General features: G+C 73.2%; 21 protein-coding genes and 1 pseudogene. 11 read left to right on the top strand and 11 right to left on the bottom strand.

Annotated features, from left to right (window positions below; translation table 11 throughout):
* Window positions 1-286: 286 nt before the first annotated feature.
* The 5 genes from BX285_RS23395 to BX285_RS23375 all read left to right on the top strand — a co-directional run bounded on the left by BX285_RS23395 (window position 287) and on the right by BX285_RS23375 (window position 7,470).
* Window positions 287-1,489 carry an MFS transporter gene (locus tag BX285_RS23395; RefSeq protein ID WP_097234462.1) on the top strand — a complete coding sequence of 401 codons (1,203 nt, stop codon included), beginning with the start codon at window positions 287-289 and terminating at the stop codon, window positions 1,487-1,489.
* Between the two features lie 78 nt (window positions 1,490-1,567).
* Window positions 1,568-1,990: a heme-binding protein gene (locus tag BX285_RS23390; RefSeq protein WP_121177075.1), complete on the top strand. Its 423-nt coding sequence runs from the start codon at window positions 1,568-1,570 to the stop codon at window positions 1,988-1,990.
* A gap of 192 nt (window positions 1,991-2,182) precedes the next feature.
* A complete protein-coding gene (locus BX285_RS23385) occupies window positions 2,183-4,213 on the top strand; it encodes an NHL repeat-containing protein (protein ID WP_121177073.1) in 2,031 nt (676 codons plus the stop codon).
* A gap of 148 nt (window positions 4,214-4,361) precedes the next feature.
* Window positions 4,362-6,605, top strand: a complete 2,244-nt coding sequence (locus BX285_RS23380; protein WP_121177071.1) for an MMPL family transporter — start codon at window positions 4,362-4,364, stop codon at window positions 6,603-6,605.
* A gap of 226 nt (window positions 6,606-6,831) precedes the next feature.
* The gene (locus BX285_RS23375; protein ID WP_097234465.1) at window positions 6,832-7,470 is read left to right on the top strand and encodes a hypothetical protein; all 639 of its coding nucleotides are present in this window, start codon (window positions 6,832-6,834) and stop codon (window positions 7,468-7,470) included.
* A gap of 30 nt (window positions 7,471-7,500) precedes the next feature.
* On the opposite strand, the gene BX285_RS23370 is transcribed toward BX285_RS23375, so the two are convergent.
* The 4 genes from BX285_RS23370 to BX285_RS23350 all read right to left on the bottom strand — a co-directional run bounded on the left by BX285_RS23370 (window position 7,501) and on the right by BX285_RS23350 (window position 11,808).
* Complete coding sequence (locus BX285_RS23370; protein ID WP_147465221.1) at window positions 7,501-7,737, bottom strand: hypothetical protein; 237 nt, start codon at window positions 7,735-7,737, stop codon at window positions 7,501-7,503.
* Between the two features lie 237 nt (window positions 7,738-7,974).
* Entirely contained in the window at window positions 7,975-8,274 is a 300-nt protein-coding gene (locus BX285_RS23360) for a hypothetical protein (RefSeq protein ID WP_097234468.1), read from the bottom strand.
* Window positions 8,271-8,837: a hypothetical protein gene (locus BX285_RS23355; RefSeq protein WP_218893045.1), complete on the bottom strand. Its 567-nt coding sequence runs from the start codon at window positions 8,835-8,837 to the stop codon at window positions 8,271-8,273. Before BX285_RS23355 ends, BX285_RS23360 begins: the two co-directional genes overlap by 4 nt.
* 103 nt (window positions 8,838-8,940) lie before the next feature.
* Window positions 8,941-11,808, bottom strand: a complete 2,868-nt coding sequence (locus tag BX285_RS23350; protein ID WP_121177066.1) for an AfsR/SARP family transcriptional regulator — start codon at window positions 11,806-11,808, stop codon at window positions 8,941-8,943.
* Window positions 11,809-12,194: 386 nt separating this feature from the next.
* Between BX285_RS23350 and BX285_RS23345 the strand changes: the two genes are divergently transcribed.
* Together BX285_RS23345 and BX285_RS23340 are read left to right on the top strand one after the other, a co-directional pair.
* Window positions 12,195-13,583, top strand: a complete 1,389-nt coding sequence (locus tag BX285_RS23345) for a uracil-xanthine permease family protein (RefSeq protein ID WP_121177064.1) — start codon at window positions 12,195-12,197, stop codon at window positions 13,581-13,583.
* 155 nt (window positions 13,584-13,738) lie between these two features.
* Window positions 13,739-14,461: a heparin lyase I family protein gene (locus tag BX285_RS23340; protein ID WP_097234471.1), complete on the top strand. Its 723-nt coding sequence runs from the start codon at window positions 13,739-13,741 to the stop codon at window positions 14,459-14,461.
* A 65-nt stretch (window positions 14,462-14,526) separates the two neighbouring features.
* On the opposite strand, the gene BX285_RS23335 is transcribed toward BX285_RS23340, so the two are convergent.
* Together BX285_RS23335 and BX285_RS23330 are read right to left on the bottom strand one after the other, a co-directional pair.
* On the bottom strand, window positions 14,527-14,739 hold the full coding sequence (locus BX285_RS23335; RefSeq protein ID WP_121177062.1) for a DUF397 domain-containing protein: 213 nt from the start codon (window positions 14,737-14,739) through the stop codon (window positions 14,527-14,529).
* Window positions 14,736-15,566, bottom strand: a complete 831-nt coding sequence (locus BX285_RS23330; RefSeq protein ID WP_121177059.1) for a helix-turn-helix transcriptional regulator — start codon at window positions 15,564-15,566, stop codon at window positions 14,736-14,738. The genes BX285_RS23335 and BX285_RS23330 overlap by 4 nt, the downstream gene beginning before the upstream one ends.
* A 138-nt stretch (window positions 15,567-15,704) precedes the next feature.
* Between BX285_RS23330 and BX285_RS23325 the strand changes: the two genes are divergently transcribed.
* Both BX285_RS23325 and BX285_RS23320 read left to right on the top strand, forming a co-directional pair.
* The gene (locus BX285_RS23325; protein WP_097234474.1) at window positions 15,705-15,965 is read left to right on the top strand and encodes a hypothetical protein; all 261 of its coding nucleotides are present in this window, start codon (window positions 15,705-15,707) and stop codon (window positions 15,963-15,965) included.
* A gap of 56 nt (window positions 15,966-16,021) precedes the next feature.
* Entirely contained in the window at window positions 16,022-16,510 is a 489-nt protein-coding gene (locus BX285_RS23320; RefSeq protein WP_147465220.1) for an NUDIX domain-containing protein, read from the top strand.
* A 71-nt stretch (window positions 16,511-16,581) separates the two neighbouring features.
* Here BX285_RS23320 and BX285_RS23315 read toward each other — a convergent pair whose 3' ends face one another.
* The gene (locus BX285_RS23315) at window positions 16,582-16,788 is read right to left on the bottom strand and encodes a DUF397 domain-containing protein (protein WP_121177054.1); all 207 of its coding nucleotides are present in this window, start codon (window positions 16,786-16,788) and stop codon (window positions 16,582-16,584) included.
* Window positions 16,789-16,798: 10 nt separating this feature from the next.
* Window positions 16,799-16,954 carry a DUF397 domain-containing protein gene (locus BX285_RS23310; protein WP_259470654.1) on the bottom strand — a complete coding sequence of 52 codons (156 nt, stop codon included), beginning with the start codon at window positions 16,952-16,954 and terminating at the stop codon, window positions 16,799-16,801.
* 280 nt (window positions 16,955-17,234) lie between these two features.
* On the opposite strand from BX285_RS23310, the gene BX285_RS23305 reads away from it, so the two are divergent.
* Together BX285_RS23305 and BX285_RS23300 are read left to right on the top strand one after the other, a co-directional pair.
* Window positions 17,235-18,245 (top strand): helix-turn-helix domain-containing protein, encoded by a 1,011-nt coding sequence (locus BX285_RS23305; protein WP_259470653.1) that lies wholly within the window; start codon window positions 17,235-17,237, stop codon window positions 18,243-18,245.
* Window positions 18,246-18,444: 199 nt separating this feature from the next.
* A complete protein-coding gene (locus BX285_RS23300) occupies window positions 18,445-19,590 on the top strand; it encodes a glycosyltransferase (protein ID WP_121177049.1) in 1,146 nt (381 codons plus the stop codon).
* 55 nt (window positions 19,591-19,645) lie between these two features.
* Here BX285_RS23300 and BX285_RS23295 read toward each other — a convergent pair whose 3' ends face one another.
* The 3 genes and pseudogenes from BX285_RS23295 to rfbB form a co-directional block, all read right to left on the bottom strand.
* Complete coding sequence (locus BX285_RS23295) at window positions 19,646-20,263, bottom strand: formyltransferase family protein (RefSeq protein ID WP_257032199.1); 618 nt, start codon at window positions 20,261-20,263, stop codon at window positions 19,646-19,648.
* A 29-nt stretch (window positions 20,264-20,292) separates the two neighbouring features.
* A pseudogene (locus BX285_RS23290) lies at window positions 20,293-21,326 on the bottom strand (DegT/DnrJ/EryC1/StrS family aminotransferase).
* A gap of 104 nt (window positions 21,327-21,430) precedes the next feature.
* Window positions 21,431-22,438 (bottom strand): dTDP-glucose 4,6-dehydratase, encoded by a 1,008-nt coding sequence (gene rfbB / locus BX285_RS23285; RefSeq protein WP_097234480.1) that lies wholly within the window; start codon window positions 22,436-22,438, stop codon window positions 21,431-21,433.
* Between the last annotated feature and the right edge of the window lie 33 nt (window positions 22,439-22,471).

Here is a 22,471-nt window from a genome sequence, read left to right as displayed (position 1 = left end):
CCCCGCTCCCCGACTCCCCCGCTCCCCGACTCCCCCGCCGGCCGTCGCCGGCCACCGATCACCGACCGGGCCCGATCCCGTTCCGCCGCCACCGCGGCGCGGACGGGGTCGGGCCCGGTCGCATGTCCCGGCCCCCGCCGGCCATCCCCGCTTGGCCGCCCCCGCCGACCGACCCGACCCACGCGCGGCGCGTGCCCGCTACCAGCTTTTGCACTTATCGCGCGTCTGCAACTATTGTCTGAGCACGCAAGGCGCTCACTCAAGCAATCACAGAAGGGTCGGGCCCATGCCTCTCGCTCTCCTCGCCCTGGCCATCGGCGCATTCGGGATCGGGACCACCGAGTTCGTGATCATGGGCCTGCTGCCCCGGATCGCCGACGACTACGGCGTCTCCATCCCCCACGCCGGCCTGCTGGTCACCGGCTACGCGCTCGGCGTCGTCCTCGGCGCACCGCTGATGACCGTCCTCGGCACCCGGATCGGCCGCAAGACGATGCTGATGCTGCTGATGGGCCTGTTCACGGCCGGCAACCTGCTCTCCGCACTCGCGCCCGACCTCCCGCTGATGCTGGCCGGGCGCATCGTGGCCTCGCTCGCCCACGGCGCGTTCTTCGGCATCGGCTCCGTCGTCGCCGCCGACCTGGTCGCCCCCGAGAAGAAGGCCGGCGCCATCGCCACCATGTTCACCGGCCTCACCGTCGCCAACGTCGTCGGCGTCCCGCTGGGCACCTTCGTCGGCCAGGCCGTCGGCTGGCGCACCACCTTCGTCCTCGTCGCCTCGCTCGGCGTCGTCGGCCTGCTCGGCATCGCCCGCCTGGTGCCCGACCTGCCGCGCCCCGAGGGCGCCCGCCTGCGCCCGGAGCTCACCGCCTTCCGCAACCCGCAGGTCCTGCTCGCGATGGCGATGACCGTGCTCGGCTTCGGCGGCGTCTTCGCCTCGATCACCTACATCGCGCCGATGATGACCCACGTCGCCGGCTACTCCGACGGCGCCGTCACCTGGCTGCTGGTGCTGCTCGGCATCGGCATGTTCCTCGGCAACCTGCTCGGCGGCCGCTTCGCCGACCGCAGGCTGATGCCGATGCTGTACGCCTCGCTCGGCGGCCTGGCCCTCGTCCTGGCGCTGTTCACCCTCACCGCCCACGACAAGGTCCTCGCCGCCGTCACCCTCCTGCTCGCCGGCGCCCTCGGCTTCGCCACCGTCCCCCCGCTGCAGAAGCGGGTCCTGGACCAGGCCCACGGCGCCCCCACCCTGGCCTCGGCCGTCAACATCGGGGCGTTCAACCTCGGCAACGCGCTGGCCGCCTGGCTCGGCGGGGCCGTCATCTCCGCCGGCCTCGGCTACACCGCCCCGAACTGGGTCGGCGCCGCCCTCGCCGCCGCCGCCCTCGCCCTGGCCCTGTGGTCCGCCGCCCTGGAGCGCCGCACCCCCTCCCGGACGACCGCCCCCGCGGCCGCGGCGCCCGCCCCCGTTCCCGTCCACCACTGATCCGTTGCACTGACCGGCCCGCCGCACTGACCCGCCGCGCTGAATCCCCTCGCCGAATCCCCCTCCCGGAGAACCGCCATGAGCACCGCCACCGCCACCGCCCCGCTGACCACCGCCGACGCCGAGGCCCTGGTCGCGGCCGCCCGCACCGCCGCCGAGGCAGCCGGGGTCGCGGTCGCCGTCACCGTCCTGGACGCCGGCGGGCACCTGCTCGCCTTCCGCCGCGACGACCGCGCCGTCCTGATCTCCGGCGAGACCAGCACCCGCAAGGCCTACACCGCGCTCCAGCTGAACGCCCCCACCGCCGACCTGGTCGACCTGGTCAAGCCCGACGGTCCGTTCCACTCCCTGCCCACCGCGCTGGAGCGCCCCCTGCTGTTCATCGCCGGCGGCCTCCCCGTCCACCGCGACGGCCGCCTGATCGGCGCCCTCGGCATCGGCGGCGGCGCCCCCGAGCAGGACCACTCCTTCGCCACCGCCGCCCTGGCACAGCTCGGCTGACGCCCCGCCCCCGCCGGGCCGCCCCCGCCGCCGCCACGCTCCGCGCCTCGCCCGTACCGGGCAATTTCCGCCGCGTCCCGCGGCCGGTCGCGCGCGGGCGGGCGGCGGATGTGGCAGGCAGGAGGACGGCGGCCGCGCCCCGCAGCGGGCGCACGCACGGGCCGCCGTCCCCTGCGACCGAACGGAGCCCCCATGCGCCGACGCCACGGCGTCCTGCTGACCGCCGCCCTCCTGGCCCAGCTCGCCGCCGGGCCCTCCCACGCCGCCGCCCCCGCCGGGTGGGACCCGGCCGGCCAGTGCGGGGTGGTCCGCAGCGGCGACACCCCGCTCGGCGGCGCCGAGGTGACGCTCTACCAGGCCGGGGACGGCCGCGGCGCCGCCCCGCGCGTGCTGGCCCGCACCCGCAGCGCCGAGGACGGGCGCTTCACCCTCGACTACCGCCGCCCACGCGACCCGAACGCCGTCCTCTACGTGCTCGCCGACCTCGGGCCCGCCCCCACCCGCGCCCCGGCCGCACCGGAGCGCGCCCCGCAGGACCGGCCCCCGCGGCACGGCCCGGACGGCCCGGTCACCCTCGCCGCCGTGCTCAGCGGCGCCGGGGCCCCGCCCGAACTGGTCGTCAACGAGCGCACCACCGTCGCCGTCGCCTACGCCCTGGCCCGCTTCACCGGCCCCGCCGGCGTCTCCGGCACCCGCCCCGGACTGCAGAACGCCGCCGCCATCGCCCACAACCTGGCCGACACCGGCACCGGCGACATCGCCGCCCCGCTCGCCACCCCGCCCAACGGCGCCCTCACCTCGACCATGGCCGAGTTCAACACCCTGGCCAACCTGCTGGCCTCCTGCGTCACCGGCGACGCCTGCGACCAGCTGTTCGACCTGGCCCGCCGCCCCGGCCACGAGCGGCCCCGCGACACCCTGCGGGCCGCCGTGGACATCGCCCACGACCCCGGCCACAACGCCGCCGCCCTGTTCGCCCTCGCCGACACCACCCCCCGCTACCGGCCCGCGCTGCCCGCCGCCCCCGACGCCTGGACCGTCGCCCTGCGCTACGACGGCAACGGCCGGGAACTCGACGGCCCCGGCAACATCGCCTTCGACGCCGACGGCAACGCCTGGGTCAGCAACAACTACGGCTACGACGCCGACCCCGCCCACCCGGTCTGCGGCGGCCGCACCGTCCTGAAGTTCACCCCCACCGGCCACGACGCCCCCGGCGCCCCCTACACCGGCGGCGGCCTGTACGGGGCCGGCTTCGGCATCACCGTCGACGCCCGCGGCAGCGCCTGGGTCGCGAACTTCGGCTTCCAGGGCCGCGGCTGCCCGATCGACCCGACCGACCTCGAACGCAGCCTTTCCCAGTTCGCCCCCGACGGCACCCCGCTCTCCCCGCCCGAGGGCTGGCGCGGCCACGGCATCGCCCAGCCCCAGGGCATGGCCGCCGACCGCTCCGGAACCGTCTGGGCCGCCGACTGCGGCGGCGGCGGGGTGACCCGGATCCCGGACGGCGACGCCACCCGCGCCCGGGAGGTCCCCACCCCCGCACTGAGCAAGCCCTTCGGCGCCGCCGTCGACCCCGACGGGCGCCTGTGGGTCAGCGGCAACGGCAACGACAGCGTCCAGGTCCTGGGCCCCGACGGCACCGCCGAACGGACCGTCACCGGCGGCGGCCTGCGCCGCCCGCTGGCCCTCGCCACCGACAGCAAGGGCTACGCCTGGGTCAGCAACAGCGGCATCCTGCCCGTCCCCTGCGCCGACACCACCGCGGACAACCTCACCACCGCCGCCCTGGCCGGCGACACCGGCCCGCGCCCGGGCGCCTCCGTCACCCTGATCGCCCCCGACGGCACCCCCGCACCCGCACCCTTCACGGACGGCGGCCTGTTCCTGCCCTGGGGCATCGCCGTCGACGGCGACGACACCGTCTGGGTCGCCAACTTCGGCGGCCACCGCGTCGCCCGACTGTGCGGCACCGACCTCACCGCCTGCCCGCCCGGCCACCGCACCGGCCAGCCCCTCTCCCCGCCCGGCACCGGCTACTCCAGCGACGCACTGGAACGCAACACCGGCCTGCAGATCGACCCCTCCGGCAACGTCTGGCTGGCCAACAACTGGCGCACCGTCCCCGTCCAGACCAACCCCGGCGGCCACGAACTGGTCGTCCTGATCGGCGCCGCCGCCCCCGTCCGCACCCCCGCCCTCGGCGGCCCCGCCCAGCCCTGACCGAGCCCCCGTGCGCCCTGCCGGCCCCGGCCCGCCACGCCGGGGCCGGCAGGGCGACTACCCACCGGTACCCGTGGCCCGCCCCCGCCCCGCCGGGAACACTGCGCCGATCGGGCGCACCCGCGCGCGACACACCCGGGAGCCGTCCATGCCGCCGTCCGCCCGACCCGCCCCCTCGGCCACCGCACGCCCGGCCCGACGCGCCGCGCTGCGCCGCCTGGGCGAGTGGTGCGCACGCCACTCACTGATCGTCATCGTGCTGTGGATCGTCGCCCTGGCCGGCATCCAGGCCGCCAACAAGACGGTCGGCGGCACCTACTCGGACGACTTCTCCCTGCCCGGCACCCAGGCGCAGCAGGGCCGCGACGTGCTGCAGGCGCACGAGCCGGCCGCCGCGGGCACCAGCTCCCAGGTGGTGCTGCACGACGCCGCGCAGCTGCCCGGCTTCCAGGCGCAGATCACCCAGGCGCTCACCTCGCTCCAGCAGCTGCCGCACGTGATCGCGGTGCAGAGCCCGCTGCCGCCGCCGGGCCAGCCCCCGGCGCCGGGCGGTCCGCTGGCCGCCGACGGGCTGACCGGGTACATCACCGTCCGCTTCGACACCTCGCCGGCCCTGCTGGGCACCGACTACCTGACCGGGGTGGACGAGGCGGTCGCGCCGCTGCGCCAGGCCGGGGTGCAGGTGGAGTACGGCGGTCCGCTGGGCGAGCTGGCCCGGCCGGCGCCGGACGACCGGGCCAGCGAGGCGATCGGCTTCGCGGTGGCGGTCGTGGTGCTGCTGGTGGGCTTCGGCAGTCTCATCGCGGCCGGGCTGCCGCTGCTGACGGCGCTGTTCGCGGCGGTGGTGGGCCTGGGGGTGCTGGGGCTGATCGCGGCGCTGTCCACCTTCGCGACCGTCGCCCCGACCCTGGCGACGATGATCGGCATCGGGGTCGGCATCGACTACGCCCTGTTCCTGCTGACCCGCCACCGGCAGAACCTGATGGACGGCGTGGACCCGGTGGCCTCCGCCGGGCAGGCGGTGGCCACCAGCGGACGGGCGGTGCTGGTCTCCGGCTGCACGGTGATCATCGCGCTGTCCGGGCTGTCGGTGTCGGGCATCTCCTTCATGGCCAAGCTGGGCGCGGCGGCGGCCGTGACCGTGGTGTCGGCGGTGCTCGGCGCGCTCACCCTGCTGCCGGCGCTGATGGGGGTGATCGGGCGCCGGATGGACCGCTTCTGCGTGCGCCGCCCGATCGCCGAAGCCGGCGGCGCCGAGGGCGAGGGCGGCGCGGAGGCCGGCGGGACCTGGCACCGCTACGCCCGCCGGGTGGAGGCGCACCCCTGGCGCTTCCTGGTGGCCGGGGTGGTCGTGCTGGCGGTGCTGGCGATCCCGCTGTTGTCCATCCAGCTCGGCCACATCGGCGACGGCGCCGACTCCACCGACTTCACCGACCGGCGCGCCTACGACCTGATGTCCCAGGCCTTCGGCCCGGGCTCCAACGCGCCGCTGACGGTGGTCGTCGACCAGAGCGCGGTGCCCGCCGACGCCCGGGCCGGCCTGCAGACCTCGGTGCAGCAGGCCCTCACCACCCTGCCCGGCGCCGCCAGCAGCACCCCGCTGCAGACCAGCCCGGACGGCGCGGTACTGTTCGGCACCGTCATCCCGGCGGGCGCCCCGCAGGACCGCGCCACCACCGACCTGGTCAACCGCCTGGCGGACCACGTCCTGCCCGACGCGGTGAGCGGCAGCGGCGCGAAGACCTACGTCACCGGCAACACCGCGGCCCAGGTCGACTTCCTGGACATCGTCTCCAGCCGGCTGGTGCCGATCATCGCGGTGGTGGTCGGGCTGGCCTTCCTGATCATCCTGGCGGTCTTCCGCGGCCTGCTCGTCGCGGTCAAGGCCGCGGTGCTCAACCTGCTGTCCATCGCGGCCTCGTACGGGGTGGTGGTGGCGGTGTTCCAGTGGGGCTGGGGCGGGCCGGCGCTCGGCGTCGCGGGGAAGGTCCCGATCGAGAGCTACGTGCCGATGATGATGTTCGCGATCGTCTTCGGGCTGAGCATGGACTACGAGATCTTCCTGCTCTCGCGGGTGCACGAGGCCTGGCTGCGCACCGGGCGCAGCCAGGACGCGGTGGCACACGCGCTGGAGATCACCGCGCGGGTGATCACCTGCGCCGCGCTGATCATGGTCAGCGTCTTCGCGGCGTTCATCGTCAGCGACAACATCGTGATCAAGATCATGGGGCTGGGCCTGGCCGTGAGCGTGCTGGTGGACGCGACGATCGTGCGGCTGCTGCTGGTTCCGGCGGTGATGACCCTGCTGGGCTCGGCGGCCTGGTGGACGCCGCGCTTCCTGGACCGGATCCTGCCGCACATCGACGCGGAGGGCGAGGGCGAGAAGGCCTAGCGGGCCCAGCGGGTCGGCGGGGGTCGTCCGAGCCGTCGGGGCGGCCGGCCCGGCGCGGTGTCAGCATGCCGGTGCTCCGGCCGTGCGGCGGCCAGGGCCCGGGCGCTGTCGGCGAGTTCGGCGAGTGGGAGGTTACGACGGATGCGGGCGGAGTGGGGGTTGCCTGCGCGGCCGCTGAGCTGACATATCATCTGTTGATCTTGAAAGCTAGGAACGGGGTTTCGGCATGGTCGCGCGGATCGGCACCACCGCACGGGGATTGGGCATCGGTATGGCGGCGGTCGTCCTGGGAGGGGTGCTGAGCGCCTGCGGGTCCAGCCCGATCTCGGGCGACCTGGCCGCCGGCGCGCAGAAGTGGCCGGACTTCCGAACCGTGCTGTCCGACAAGGTCGCGCTGAAGCAGACCCTTCCGGGCCGGGCGGCCATGCCCGGCTGGGAGGTGCACCGCAACCGGGTCGCCACCGCGGAGGAGTCGGGCGACGAGTGTCCGGGCTGCAAGCTCGACGGCACCGCCGACTTCGAGGCCGGAGTCGTCACGGCCACCTTCAAGATCACCACCTTCGGCTCCTCGGGCGAGGCGAGCGCGTACCTCGCGAAGGCGGCCAAGGAGTTCGAGACGAAGGCCGGCACGTCCTCCAAGCTCTCGGTGCCGGCCACCGGGAACGAGACCGTCGCCTACAGCGGCACGTACCACGACAGCCCGCGCAACGTCGTCCTGATGCGGGTGGGCACCGCCTTCGCGGGCGTCATGCTTGAGGACTCCTCGGACGTGGCGCAGCTGCAGAAGATGGCGACGATGCTCGCCCGGCGCGTCGAGCAGGCCGCCGCCGGGCAGACCGTCGACGCCGCCCTGGGCGCCGGCTGATCCGGCGGGCCCTCGTGGGCGGGTGCCCCGTCAGCGGCGGCGTGCGGCGTGGATCGCGGCGCTGCCAGCGGCGGTCGCCCAGCCGAGGAAGGCCTGTCGGCCCGAGGTCGCCCAGGTCGGCCCCTGGGCTTCGTAGGAGCCCAGGGAGACGTGGTAGTCGCAGCCGGCGGCCGGTTCGCCGGCCAGGCGGACCTGGACGGTCGCCGACTCGGCGGGCATGGTCGCGGCGTTCGTCCAGTGGGCGCCGCCGTCGACGGAGTACTGCACCGGTGCCCGCCCGCAGTCGGAGGCGGCGTGGGCGGCGGGCGCCGTGACGGCGGCGGCCGCGGCGGTCAGGGCGAGGGCGGTGGGCGCGGACGAACGGCGCGGGCGCAGGCGGGGCGCCGGCGCGGGGGCGGGCGCGGACGGGTGAACCGCCCCGCCGTCCCGGGCGCCTGCTCGGGCCCGGCCCGCGGCACCGGCCCGCGGCGGTGGTGCTCCCCGGCCGCGGGCCTGCGGTCGTCGTCAGTGCAGGGGGTCCTTGAGATGGCGGGCGGCGGTGCGGATGGCGAGGGTGTAGGGGGCGTCCAGGGCGCGGGTGCGGGCGTCGAGTTCGGCGAAGGGCACCAGCGCCCGGTGGCTGTCGTCGGTGGCCTGGGTCCAGGCCGTCCAGGCGTTGTGGACGTCCTCGTCGGTGACCTGCTCGCCCTTGGCCTGGAGCAGGACGGCGTAGATCCGGAACAGGTCCTCCGAGCCCGTGGGAGGTCTCGCCTCCGAGGGCAGGCAGGAGCGGATGAGGTCGGCGATGGGATCGAGATGGCTCATGCGGCCAGTGTGCCGGTGACCAGGGTGCCGGTGAGCAGGATCAGGTGGGATGCCGCGAAGACCATCGGCACCGCCCGCTCGGTGGTGCCCAGTTCGGTGTAGTGCTTGCGCCAGCGGCCGCTGCGGGAGGCGTTTCTGAGGGTGTCCCACTCGTCGGTGTAGATCCGTGCCGCCAGCTGCTCCTCCAGGCCGTTGATGACCGTGAACTTGGCGGCGTTGAGGTCCCGGTAGCTGCGCAGCTGCATCCACCAGGCGCCGGAGAGGGTGAGGCCGGCCAGGGCGACGGCCGTCGGCACCCACCACGGGGACTCGGAGAGCTTGGGTATGCCGAATCCGATGAGGGTGACCAGGGCGGTCTGCACGGACAGGAAGTAGGTGTTGGCGGTGCCCCGGCGGGCGGAGACCCGGTCGGCCATCTCCACGGCGAGTTTGTAGAGCTCCAGCAGTTCGCCGGGATTGTTCGGCTGCGGCGAACGGTTCGGCTGCGGCGGGCGGCTGGGTTCGGGTGACTGGAGTGACTGGACCGGCAGCGGCGAGCGGTTCGGTTGCGGCGGCGTGGCCATCGCGGCTCCCTCGGGCGGGCGGGAGGGCGGGGACGAACCGTTCGGGTACGGTGCCGCCCCCGCCGACACTGACGCGACGTCACCTTCCCTGTGCGGGAGGGTTCTACCGGCCGGCCGGGGAAGCCGTGGCGGCAGCAGTTGCCGTCGCCGTGGCGGTGGCGGTGGCGGCAGCCGTGGCGGGTGGCAGGGCGTGCAGGGCCGCGAGGGCGTCCGACTCCCCCTCGGCGAACCCGTGGGCGCGGGCGGCCCGCAGTGCGGCGTCGAGGTGGCGCGCGGCCTCCTCGCGGTGGCCGGTGGCGGCCAGGGCGCGGCCGTACAGGGTCTGCAGCACGATGCGGCGGGCGGCGGGGAAGGAGTGCTCGGCCAGGGCCAGGGCGCGCGCGGCGTGCTGGGCGGCCTCCTCGGGGGCGCCGGCCTGAAGGCACGCGTGGGCCAGGTGCTGGCGGGCCAGGGCGACGAGGTCGGCGCGTGCGGCCCGCTCGGCGAGGACCAGGGCCCGGGCCAGCAGGCCGCGCACCCGGGCGGTGCGGCCGTGGCGGGCCAGGGCGACGGCCAGGTTCATCAGGGCGACGGCCTGCGCGGTGCCGTCCCCGGCCAGGGCGGCCAGGTCGGGGGCCCGTTCCAGGTGTGCCAGGGCCTGCTCGTGGTGGCCCTCCTCCAGCAGGACCCACCCCAGCAGCGCCCGGGCGCGGGACTGGGCGCCCGGGTCGCGGTCGGCCTCGGCGGCGGCCAGGCCGTGTTCGAGCAGCGGCGCCCAGCCGTCCCGGACCTGCCAGACGATCAGCGGCCACTGCAGCAGGACCAGGCGCCAGGCCCGGTCGTGCAGGCCCGCGGTGACCGCCGCCTCGACCGCGCCGCGCAGGGTGTCGCGCTCGGCGGCGTACCAGGCGAGCGCGCTCTCCCGGTCCGGGAAGGGGCGCACGTCGGCGGGGCGCCGGGTGCCGGGCGGCAGGGCGCAGCACGGTTCGCTGCCGGGTTCGGCGGCCTCGCAGGCGGTGATCAGGGTGCTCAGCAGGTGGTCGAGCAGGCGTGGCAGGACCTGGGTGTCGGCGGTGTCGGCGGGCAGGCTGCGGGCGTAGAGGCGGACCAGGTCGTGCAGGGTGTAGGCGTCGCGGCCGATCTCGACGAGGAGGTGGGCGGTGGCGAGTTGGGCCAGTGCTGCGGCGGCTTCGCTCCGGTGGCAGTCGGCGAGGGCGGCGGCGGTGCGGCTGTCGAGGGTGGTGCCGGTGTGCGCGCCCAGGCGGTGGAACATCCGGCGGGCGGGTTCGGACAGGTGCTGGACGGTGAGGGCGAGGGCGGCGGCGACGCTGGTGTCCTCGACTTCCAGGATTCCCAGCCGGCTGTGTTCGTCGGCCAGTTCGTCGGCGAGCAGGGCGAGGTCGCGGGAGGGTCCGGTGGCCAGGCGGGCGGCGGCCAGGCGCAGGGCGAGCGGCAGGCCGTCGCACAGGCCGGCCAGGCGGTGGGCGGCTTCGGGTTCGGCGGCGACGAGGTCGGCGCCGAGGGTGGCGGAGAGCAGGGTGACGGCCTGCGGGGGCGAGAGGTGGGTGAGCGGGACGGGGCGGGCGGCGTCGGAGGCGACCAGGCCGCCGAGGCGGTCGCGGCTGGTGACCAGGGTGACGCAGCCGTCGCCGTCGGGCAGCAGCGGGCGGACCTGGTCGGAGCGGCGGGCGTTGTCCAGGACGATGAGCATCCTGCGCTCGGCGGTCAGTTCGCGGTAGCGGGCTGCCATGGCCTCGGGGGTCGCGGGCATCTGCTCGGCGGGCAGGCCGAGGCCGAGGAGGAGTTCGCGCAGGACGGCGGGGGTGGAGCGTTCGGGCAGCGGGCTGTGGCCGCACAGGTCGACGAGGAGCCGGCCGTCGGGGAAGTCGGCCTGGCGGTGGTGGGCCCAGTACACGGCGAGGGTGGTCTTGCCGACTCCGGCGCCGCCGGTGAGCACGGCGATCGGTCCGGGGCCGGCGGTGGCGCGGTCGAGTGCGGCCAGGTCGTCCTGGCGGCCGGAGAAGCCGCGGGGGCGGCGGGGGAAGGGCCAGGGGGCGGCGGGGCGGGCGGGGGGTGATGGCGGCGCCTGGGCGGGCGCGGGCGCGGGGGCCTGGGCGGGGGCCTGGGCGGGGGCGGGCGTGGGGGTGGGTACGGGGGCCTGGGCGGTGGCGGGGTGCGGGTCGGGGACGAAGGCGAGGCCGCCGACGGTCGGCACCCGCGGCGGCGGCACCCGGTCGGGCCGCGGCGCGGCGGTGGTGCGCAGCAGGCAGTCGTGGGCGTCGACGAGTTCTTGGCCGGGGTCGATGCCCAGTTCGTCGGCGAGGGCGCGGCGGGTGCGGTGGAACCAGTCCAGTGCCTCCGAGCGGCGCCCGGCCCGGCCGAGGGCCAGCATGAGGGCGGCGACCAGGGGTTCGCGCAGCGGGTTCATGGTGGCTTCGGTGGACAGGACGCCGGCTGCGGCGCCGTGGTCGCCGAGTGCGCTGTGGGCGCGGGCCAGTTCCTCGACGGCGGCGAGGCGTTCCTCTTCCAGTGCGTGTGCGGCGCACTGCAGGGGCACGCTGGGGGCGGTGCCGGCGAGGGCGGGGCCGCGCCACAGGGCGAGTGCTTCGCGCAGGGCCTCGACGGCCTGGGCGGCGTCGGGCAGGGAGCGGGCGGTGCGGACGAGGTGTTCGAAGCGGTCGGTGTCGACCGCGAGTTCGGGGACGCGCAGCAGGTAGGCGCCGCCGTCGGTGACGAGTTCGACGCCGACGGCGGGGGCGTCGTGGTGGGCGAGCAGGGCGCGCAGGGCGGAGACGTGGTTGTGGATGACGGTGCGCGCGTGGCGGGGCGGTTCCTCGTCCCACAGCGTCTCGGTGAGGCGGTCCACGGTGACGGGTGCGCCGGGGTTGAGCAGCAGCATGGCCAGCAGGCTGCGGCGTTTGGCGGACCCGACCGGCAGCTCCCGGCCGTCCGTGGCCACGGCGGCCACCGAGCCCAGCAATCGGAAATCCACGACCTGCCCCTCGATTAATGCGACAAGCATATGACAGTAGGCGACTCGTCGATCACAGGGTGTCGTCCGGGCGACGCCCCGGTGACCGGCGGGCGGCGGACGGCCGCTCGTACGGACCGCTGCCGGCCCTTGCTCGTACGGGCCGCTGCCGCTGCCGGGCCGCCGTCGGCGGGCGGCCTCGGGGCAGAGCTTGCGCGAAGATCCGTCCCGGCCGCCAGCCGTCACGGGCAGTCAGGGACGCTGGAATGCCCGTACGGGCTCTGACCAGGGCGGATACCGGGCTCCTGGAACGCACGGCCGGGACGCGGGCGATTCGTCGGGACAGCCGGTGACCAACCACAATGATGCTTTTCGGAAATGACCCACAGAGAAAGCGAACCCCCACCATGGATCTCGGCGTGCGCTGGAAGCTGCACGGTGACGGGCGCACGCCCGCGCCGGGGGCGGTCGTCCGCCCCGACGAACGGCTCTCCTGGCCCCGCACGGTCGGACTGGGCGCCCAGCACGTCGTGGCGATGTTCGGCGCCAGCTTCGTGGCGCCCGTGCTGATGGGGCTCGACCCGAACCTCGCGATCATGATGTCCGGCGTGGCCACCGTGATCTTCCTGCTGGCCACCCGCGGCCGGGTGCCCAGCTACCTGGGCTGCTCGCTGTCCTTCGTCGGCGTGGCCGCGGTGATCCGGGCGCAGGGCGGCACCAGCGCGACGGTGACCGGCGCCGTGTTCGTGGTCGGCATCGCGCTGTTCCTGGTGGGCCTCGCCGTCCAGAAGTTCGGGGCGCGCATCATCCACGCGGCGATGCCGCCGGTCGTCACCGGCGCGGTCGTCATGCTGATCGGCTTCAATCTGGCCCCGGTGACGGCCTCGGTCTACTGGCCGCAGGACCAGTGGACGGCGCTGCTGGTGATGCTGTTCACCGGGCTGGCCGTGGTGGGCCTGCGCGGCTTCTGGTCACGGGTGGCGATCTTCCTCGGGCTGGTCTTCGGGTACGGGATCTCCTGGCTGTTCGACCGGATCTTCGGGAAGATCCACTCGGTGGACGCGAGCGGGCACCTGACCGACCACTGGCGCCTGGACCTGTCCGGCGTCGGCAAGGCGGACTGGGTCGGCCTGCCCACCCTGCACGGCCCGTCCTTCCAGTGGTCGGCGATCCTGGTCGCGCTGCCCGTGGTGATCGCCCTGGTCGCGGAGAACGCCGGGCACGTCAAGGCCGTCGGCGAGATGACCGGCACCGACCTGGACGACAAGCTCGGCACCGCGATCTCCGCCGACGGCGTCGCCTCGATGCTGTCCACCGCGGTCGGCGGCCCGCCGAACACCACGTACTCCGAGAACATCGGCGTCATGGCCGCCACCCGGGTCTACTCCACCGCCGCGTACTGGGCCGCCGCCGGCTTCGCGCTGCTGTTCGGCATCTGCCCCAAGTTCGGGGCCGTCGTCGCCGCGATCCCCGGCGGGGTGCTCGGCGGCATCACCGTCATCCTGTACGGAATGATCGGCCTGCTCGGCGCGCAGATCTGGACCAAGTCCGGGGTGGACCTGCGCAATCCGCTCAACCTGGTGCCGGCCGCGGCGGGCATCATCATCGGCATCGGCAACGTGACGATGAAGTTCACCGACACCTTCACCCTCAGCGGCATCGCGCTGGGCACCCTGGTCGTCATCACCGGCTACCACGCGCTGCGGGCGCTGGCGCCGGCGCACCTCAAGGTGCAGGAACCGCTGCTGGACGAGGGCACCTCCTCGTACGACGAGCAAGGCGAAGCCCGTAGCTGACGTCCGGTGAGGCGGACCGGCGGAAGTAGCCCAACGGGTTACTTCCGCCGGTCGTTCCGCCTGGTTCACGGGCCCGGCAGGTGGTCGAATCGCCGCGTACACCCACGATGCCCGTTCGGCGCCCATGCGGTGCCCGATTCGACCCGGGGAGAGGCATGTCCCTTCCGTCCGACCGCCGCAAGCTCGCCTACGGAGGCGTGGCCGTCACCGTGCTCGCCCTCTCCTGGGCCACCGTGACGCCCAGCAGCGCGGCGGGGCAGGTGCTGTGGACCCCGAGCACCGACAAGGGGGCGTCCTCCTTCGCCGCCGTACAGTGCGCCTCCGGCAACTTCAAGGTCGTGAACGACGCGGCCAAGGGCAAGGTGTGGCGGGCCCACCAGGCCGCCGGGCAGGAGCGCTGCGAGACGCTGAGCCCGGATTTGAAGAACGGTGACACGTTCTACCTGGGCTGGTCGTCCAAGGTGGACATCAAGGACGCCAACAGCCGCTACGTCTTCCAGCTCAAGTGCGACCCGAGCACGGACACGGCCAACCACCCGATCGAGATCGACGCGACCAACGGGCGGATCCGGCTGCAGGAGTGGGACACCAAGCACGTGTCGCACACGCTGTGGACCGCGCCGACCGCCAACGGGCAGTGGCACTCGTACGCGCTGAAGATCCGCCTGGGGCGCACGGACGGCACGATCGACTTCTGGTTCGACGGCAAGAAGCAGACCTTCACCACCGGGTCGGGGACCTTCAAGGGCACGACCTGGGACGGCAACCGGAACTACCTCAAGTGGGGCTCCTACCACGAGTCCACGGGGGACGCGACGAACACCTTCACCAGCCCGGTGATGGCGACGACGCTGGAGGCCGCGACCGCCGGCTCGTAGGGCGGCGCTTCGCCGACATGACGCAGGCCCGGACCGCGTGGGGGCGGTCCGGGCCTGCGGGCGTTTCAGATGTCGCCGAACTCGCCGCTGCGGACAGCGGAGACGAAGGACTTCCAGGCCTCGGCCGGGAAGACCAGGGCCGGGCCCTGGGGGTCCTTGGAGTCACGGACGGGCGCAAGGTCGGGGAAGTTGGGGGCCACCTCGACGCAAGACCCGCCGTTGTTGCTGTAGGAGGACTTGAACCACTGGGCGCCGGACAGGTCTACAGGGGGGATCATGACGTTCCTCTCACGCCTTGCTTGCGGATCATCTCCAGTGACGCAGCCTTCGACAGCGCTTCCACCTGGAGCTGATGGTAGTCCCGCTCCCAGGCCCGAGCAGTCTCGGTGTCTCGCGCGAGGAAGCCACGCAGCTGGCACTCCGAGTATGCCAGGAGCGTCCGATCCGCCAGAGTCAGCAGCGTGACCATCATGGTGAACGGCAGTTCCTCCGCGAGCGAGAACGGCGCCACCTGGATGGTGATGTTCGGACGGCTCGCGAGATCTTCGAGATGCGCCAGCTGTCGCGCCATCACCTTGGCCCCTCCCACGGTTCGCAGGAGAGCTCCTTCATCCAGGACGAAATGCAGGCGAGGCGCCGGCCTCCGATCAAGCAGCTTCTGACGGGCGGCAAGGAAGTCGAGTCGACCTGCGGCCTTTTCCTCGGTGATGCTGCCGCGTCGAACGGCTGCGGCCACGAAGGCCTCGGCATACTCCATCGTCTGGGCCAGACCAGGCACGATGCCCAGTTCGAAGTGGGAGATCCCCTGAGCCTTCGCCTCCTGCTGCGCGTACTCGGAAAACCCCTCCAGCAGCGACGACCCGCTGAGGCTCCAGTACGTCAGTTCCAGTGACCCACCGGCATCAAGGGCCCTGTCGGCACTGCGAACCCAGTCGAGCGTGGGACTGCGCGTCCCTCTTTCGAGGTTCGAAATCTGACTATCGCTCAGGTTCGTCAGCTCGCCGAGCCGGGTCTGCGTCAACCCCGCCGCCTTGCGCAACCTGCGCAGTTGAGCCCCGAACGCTTTGAGGGGTGAAGCCGATGGATCCAGCCGAGACTCACGCATCGTCAGACCTCCGCCGCGCGCGAATACCACAAGGGGAAACTGTCAAGTGGAAAAGCCTTCCGATAGTAAGGGCGATCACGCCATCATGGCTACACCCGGTGAACCGCCGGAAGCGCAGCGCAACCTACGGAGACCCCCATGCCTGACGCGCAGTACCCCTTCCCCTGCTTCCAACTCAACGAGGTGGTGCAGGACTTCAGCCGCCCCGAGGACGGGAAGCCGCGCGAGGGCGTCTTCGTGGAGGTGGAGTTCGGGAAGGCGATTCTCCGGCCGCTGGGAGCGAACGGTCCCGAGCGTCGGGTCGACCTGGGCGTGATCCGGTCGCTCGACCCGAGGGAGATCGCGCCCGGCACCTGCGGGAAGCCGCACCGTCGGCCGTTCGACGGGTGGCCGCTGTGACCGCCGTGGCCGCCGAATTCCTCACATCTGGAGCCGAGTTGAGCAAGACCCGCCTCATGAGCAGGCCCCCCGGGCGGCGATCCGTCCAGCAGGTCCTCGTCCTTCTCGAATACCCCGACGAGCCGGACGAGTTCTCCGCCCTCCTCGTCGACTCCGTCCACCGCAACGGGCTGTCCCTGCCCGGCGGCAGCGCCGAGCAGGACGAGCTGCCGCACCTCGCGGCCCGCCGGCACCTGGAGACGGCAACCGGGCTCGTCCTTTCCCTGCGCACCATCCTGTCGGTCGACTACGTTCCCGCCGCCGAATTCCCCGAAGGCCTCAACTTCGTGTACGCGGGCGGGATGATCACGCACCGGCAGGCCGAGGTCGTCCGCCGGCACCAGCCGCCGGACGGGATCCGCGGCCTCCACTGGGTGCCCCAGGGCCGGCTGCGCGACGCCATGACCGAGGACCAGTACCGGCGCGTCGAGGACGCCTGGGACGCCTGGGAACACGGCGCCGGACTCCCCCTCCTGGTACGGGGCGTCCCGGTCCCGGTCGGCTGAGGAAGCTGATCAAGACGACAGGGACAGGCCCGGACCGCGTGAACGCGGTCCGGGCCTTCGGTACGCCAGGGTCAGACGTCGCCGAACTCACCAGTGCGGACAGCGGCAATGAATGCCTCCCATGCCTGAGCTCGGAAGACCAGGGCCGGGCCGTTGGGGTCCTTGGAGTCACGAACCCTGCCCGGGTGCGCGTCATCCACCTCGATGCAGCCACCCCCGCCGTTGCTGTAGGTGCTCTTCCGCCACCCGGCTCCGGCCAGGTCTGCAGGAGGGATCATGGTGTTCCTCTCAGATGTCGCCGAACTCGCCGCTGCGAACAGCGGCAACGAACGATGCCCAGGCCTGCCCGTTCGGATCCTTGGAATCACGGACGGGCATCAACTCATGAAAACCGCGTGCGACTTCAAGGCAGTTGCCGCCCTGCTGGCTGTACGTCGACTTCACCCACGAAGCGGCAGCCAGGTCGAGCAGCCATGCGATTCCCTCCGAGCAGCGCGGTCACATCTCGGCTCCAGGGTAGAGCGGCGGCAGCACCCGAGGGGGGGCTGCCGCCGGATCCGACTGACGATTCGTCACTGTTCGACCGTGGCTGGGCCTCCCGCCCCGTCCACCCTTCACCCCGTGAGCTGGCCGAACTCCTCCTTGGCGTGGACACGGCCGGGCTCGATGATCGGCGGGGAGGCCTCGCCGGCTAGGCGAGGGATCGTGATTCAAGGGAGCGAAGATGCGCACGGGTGCGGAGAGCGCACTGGGGGACGGCGTCATGACGGGGAAGGACCGGTTCGAGCTCTGGCGGGACGCGCTGGCGAAGACGCGTGAGTGCGAAGCGACCAGCGCCCACGCGGACAGTTTCCAGGCGGAGTTGCGGTCGTCGGCGCTGGGGCAGGTGACCCTGCTGGGGACCTCGTTCCCGTCCGCGCGAGTCCGGCGGACCGAGCGCATGGTGCGCCGCTCGCACGGCCCTGAGCTGTACCACCTGACGTTCCTGACGGCAGGTAGCCAAGCGCTGCGGCACGGTGCGGACCGGACGGAGAAACACAGGTCGGGAGACCTGGTGTTCCTCGACTCTTCACACCCGTACGACGCCCGGTTGTTCGGTGGCGGCCCCGGCAAGCCCCGGATCGAGGGCGTGGGCGCCGACTTCCCGGTGTCGCTGCTGCCGATCCCTCCGCGGCTGCTGCGCGGCCTGCTCGGCCGGGGGCTGCCCGCTAGGGAGGGCTCGGGGGCGCTGCTCGCCCAGTTCCTGCTCGGCCTGGACCGGCAGGCCGACGTCCTGCAGCCGGCCGAGGCGGCCCGCCTGGGCACCGTCCTGGTCGACCTGACGGCGGCCTGGCTCGCCCGGGAACTCGACGCCGCCTCCCAGCTCCCGCCCGACGCCCGGCACCGGGCCCTGGTCGAGAACATCCGGGCCTTCATCCGGCACAACCTCCACGACCCCGCCCTGACCCCGGCCACGATCGCCGCCGCCCACCACATCTCCGTCAGCCACCTGCACCGCCTCTTCACCCAGCACTCCCAGGGCGAGACCGTCGCCGCCTGGATCCGCAGCCAACGGCTGAAGAAGGCCCACCGCGACCTGACCGACCCCGCGCTGCAGGACGTACCGGTCCACGTCATCGCCGCCCGCTGCGGCATGTTCCGCGCCTCCGAGTTCAGCCGCGCCTTCAAAACCGCCTACGGCCTCTCCCCCCGGGAACACCGCCACCGGGCCCGCTGCGAGCCCGGCGGCCAGTAAGCCGCGCAACGCACGGACCAGCGCGGCCGGGTGTCTCGTTCCCGGATGGCGCGAGCATGTACTCGTTCGGGTGAAGTGTCCGGTCGGCATGCGGAGTTCGGCGTAGCGGTGCCCTGCTATCGTCCGCCCTGTCCGCCACCCGGATTCTGGGAGTCTTCCTGTGAGTAGCGATGCCGTCGGCCGTCTTCCGCAGCGGGCTTTGCGGCTCGTCGTCACTGGCGGCGGAACCGGCGGTCACACCTATCCGGCGCTGACCGCGGTCCGCACGGCGCGGGCGAGGCTCGCCTCTGCGGGCCGGGCGCTGGACGTCCTGTGGGTGGGCACGGCGGACAGCCTGGAGTCCCGGGTTGCGGCGAGCGAAGGCATCGAGTTCGCTGCGGTTGCCACAGGGAAGATCCGACGCCACCGGAACCCGCTCAGGATGGTCTCTCCCGCGAACGTGCGGGACATGGCGCGGGTTCCGCTCGGGGTAGCGCAGGCCCGCGCCGTGGTCTCCCGCTTCGACCCCGACGTGGTACTGGCCACGGGCGGATACGTCGCCGTGCCGGTGGGCATCGCCGCTTCGCTGTGTCGTCGCCCGCTCGTCGTCCACGAGCAGACGGTGCGCCTGGGCCTGGCCAACCGGACGCTCGCGGGACGGGCTGCCCGCATCGCGGTGTCCTCCGAGTCCACCGTGCCGCTGCTGCCGGAGGCATCCCGGTCGATCGCGGTCGTCACCGGCAACCCGGTGCGGCCCGAGGTGCTGACCGGTGGTGCGGACAAGGCGGTCCAGGCGCTCGGGCTGCACGGGTTCCGCCGCGATCTGCCGACCGTCTACGTCACCGGTGGCGCCCAGGGCTCGGAGCAGATCAACGGACTGGTGGCGGACGTTCTGCCCTGGCTGCTGGCCGGCGCCAACGTGATCCACCAGTGCGGCCCGGCGCACGTCGAAGCCCTGCGGGCCCGCGCCGCGGCTCTTCCCTCGCAGCTGGCGTCCCGGTACCTGTTGACCGGGTTCGTCGGCCCCGAACTGCCGGACGTGCTCGCGCTGGCCGATGTCGTGGTCTCCCGCAGCGGGGCGGGCACGATCGCGGAGCTGACGGCGCTGGGCAAGGCCGCGGTCCTCGTTCCGCTCGCCAGTTCGGCCGGCAACGAGCAAGCCCACAACGCGAGCCACCTGCACGACGCCGGGGCGGCGATCGCGCTCCTCGGCGAGGTGACGGCGGGGCGCCTCCGTGAGGCGGTCGACCCGCTGCTGACCGACGCCGAGCGCCGTGGGGCCATGGCGGAGCGGGCGCGCGCTCACGGCCGTCCGGATGCCGCCGACCGGCTGGTGGACGTGCTCTTCTCCGCCGTCGCGCACTGACGCGCGACCACGGAGCAGGGCCCGAGGCACGGACGCGCCTCGGGCCCCGGTGTCCTCACGCCCCAAGCCGGCCGGTGGACGACTCGCGCGTCCAGTCGCCCCGGTCGCCGAGGGAGACGTTGTCCCGGCTGAAATGGGTCACCGCTCCTGTTGCCTCTTGCGGCCGGGGCACGATCTGGTCCAGGCGGGGCAGCGTGTCCGAGATGAGCAGCCGCCCGTGGCGCATACACCGGTCCCAGACGTCGCGTACCTCGTCCACGTCGGGCCAGATGGAGAAGACCGCCTCGGCGAGGATCGGGCCGGAGTCGATGCCCGCGTCGATGACGTGGATCGTGATGCCGTGCAAGTGCTCGCGGTTGCGCAGCGCCCAGTTGACCGGCCGCACCCCGCGGTAGCCGGGCAGGCGGCCGGGGTGACAGTTGATGATGTGACTGGTGGCGTCGATGAGCTCCGGACCGATGATCTTGTCGTAGAGGACACTGAAAACGAGGTCGCAGCGGCCCGGTTCCAGGTCCCGCCAGTCGCCCGAGCGGAGGATGCGGGCCTCGGGGTGGTGTTCGGCGGCGTGGTCGGACAGGCGGAGGTCCCAGTCCGGCTCGACCGCGTTCGGGATCACCGTGTCCAGGACGGTCCCGGGCAGCGCGGCGATCGTCTCGCAGGCGTGCGCGGCCAAGGCGCCCTTCCCAAGGACCGCCGCGCGCCTCACTGCCCGCCCCCGGTCGCGGCCTTGAGCGTGGCGGCGACGTGGCGCACGTCGTCGTCGGTCATGTGCTGGTGGAACGGCAGCGTCAGGATCTCCCGGCCGGCCTGCTCGGTGACGGGCAACACCCGGCGCCACGGGGCGAAGGCGGGTTGGAGGTGGTTGGGCGGGTAGTGGACGCCGACCGCGACACCTGCGGCGAGCATGCGCCGGAACACCTCCTCGCGGTCGGCGACCCGGACCACACACAGGTGCGGGACCGAGTGGTCCACGTCCACGTCCACCAGCCTCACGGCCGGCACGTCGCGCAGGGCGCAGCGGTAGGACCGCCACAGTTCCTGGCGGTTGACCTCGGTGGTCTTGAACTTAGGCAGTTGTGCCAGCCCGATCGCCGCGTTGAGCGAGGAGAGCTGGTACCGCAGCCCGAAGCCTTCCACGCGGTAGGAGGTGGCGGCCTGCCGTTGCGCCTGCGATGCGACGACGCCGAGCAGCCGTAGCTGGCGGACCGTGGCGGCTTCCGCCGGAGTGCGGGGGATGACCATGCCGCCCTGCCCGCACGTCAGGTTCTTGATCGGCCCGAAGGAGAAGCACGTCAGGTCGCCCGTGCTGCCGACCCGCACGGAGCCGCGGTAGGAGCCGAAGGCGTGGGCGGCGTCCTCGACGACGGCGATGTCCCGCCGGTCAAGCGTGTCGCGGATCTCGGTGAGGTCGACGGCCCGGCCGCCGTACAGGACCGGCATCACGGCCCGGGTGTCGGGGGTGATCGCTTCCATCACCGCGTCCGGCTCGATGCACAGGGTGCCCGGGTTCACCTCGATGAAGCGGGGCGCGGCGCCGCAGGCCAGAACGTCAGCGAGGGGACGATCACCTCATGGCCGGGGCCGACACCCGCGGCCAGGAGCGCGGTGTGCATCGCGGCGGTGCCGGAGGTGACGGCCACCGCGTCGGGCACGCCGAGGAACGCGGCGACTTTCCGCTCGAACTCCTCGGTGACCTGCGTGTGCCCGTACTGGCCGGCCTTCAGGACCCGGGCCACCGCGTCCGCCTCGCCTCCATAGAGGAACGGGGTCGCGTTGCGCCGGTACTCAGGGGTGGTGGGGTTCAACCCTTCTTCCTTCCGTCGTCGTTCGTCGCGGGGGTTCACACCGAGTGGTCGATGAGCTCGGGGGCCTTGGCGACCGGCTGGGCCGTGGACAGGAGCGGCGCCCACCGGTCGGGGTTACGGCGGTACCACTCGGCGGTCTCCGCGAGACCGTCCTCCAACCCGCGCTCGGGGCAGTAGCCGAGAGCGGCGACCTTCGACCAGTCCAGGGCGTAGCGCAGGTCGTTGGCGGCCCGGTCGGGGATGTACTCCACCCGATCCCACCCGGCATCGAACATCCGCAGCAGCAGGCCGGTCAGCTCCCTGCCGGTCAGGTCGGTGCCACCGCCGACGTTGTAGACCTCACCCGGGGTGCCGGCGCGCAGGACCACGTCGATGCCCTGGCAGTTGTCCTCGACGTGGAGCCAGTTGCGGACGTGCTGGCCGTTCCCGTGGAGAGTGAGCTTGTGGCCCTTCAGCAGGCGGGTGATGAACAGGGGGACGATCTTCTCGGGGTGTTGGCGCGGCCCGTAGTTGTTGGAGGAGCGGGTGACGCACACGGGCACGCCGAACGTCTGGAAGTAGGACAGCGCCACGAGGTCGCTGGCGGCCTTCGACGCGGCGTAGGGGACGCTGGGCCGCACCGGGTCCGTCTCGGCGGCCTGGCCGGTCAGGAGCGGCCCGTACACCTCGTCGGTGGACACGTGGACGAAGCGGCGGACACCTGCCTTCCTGGCGGCTTCCAGCAAGGTGTGGGTGCCCAGGACGTTGGTGGTCAGGAAGCTCCCGGTGTCGTGGAAGGAGCGGTCCACGTGCGACTCGGCGGCGAAGTGGACGATGGCGGCGTGCTCACGGGCGAGCCGGTCGACCAGCTGGGCGTCGCAGATGTCGCCGTGGACGAACGTCAGCTTGGGCGAGAGCATCGCCTCGCCCAGGTTCTCGACACTGCCCGCGTAGGTGAGGGCGTCGAGCACGGTCACCCGGGCCACGTCCTCGGCACGCAGCAGACGCCTGGCGAAATGCGAGCCGATAAAGCCCGCACCCCCGGTGATCAGCACTTCTTCCATGGCTGGACCCTTCCTGTCGACGGTGAGCAGGGG

Source organism: Streptomyces sp. 1114.5 (genome assembly GCF_003635085.1).
Lineage (GTDB): Bacteria > Actinomycetota > Actinomycetes > Streptomycetales > Streptomycetaceae > Kitasatospora.
This window is presented reverse-complemented; position numbering and strand designations above follow the sequence as displayed.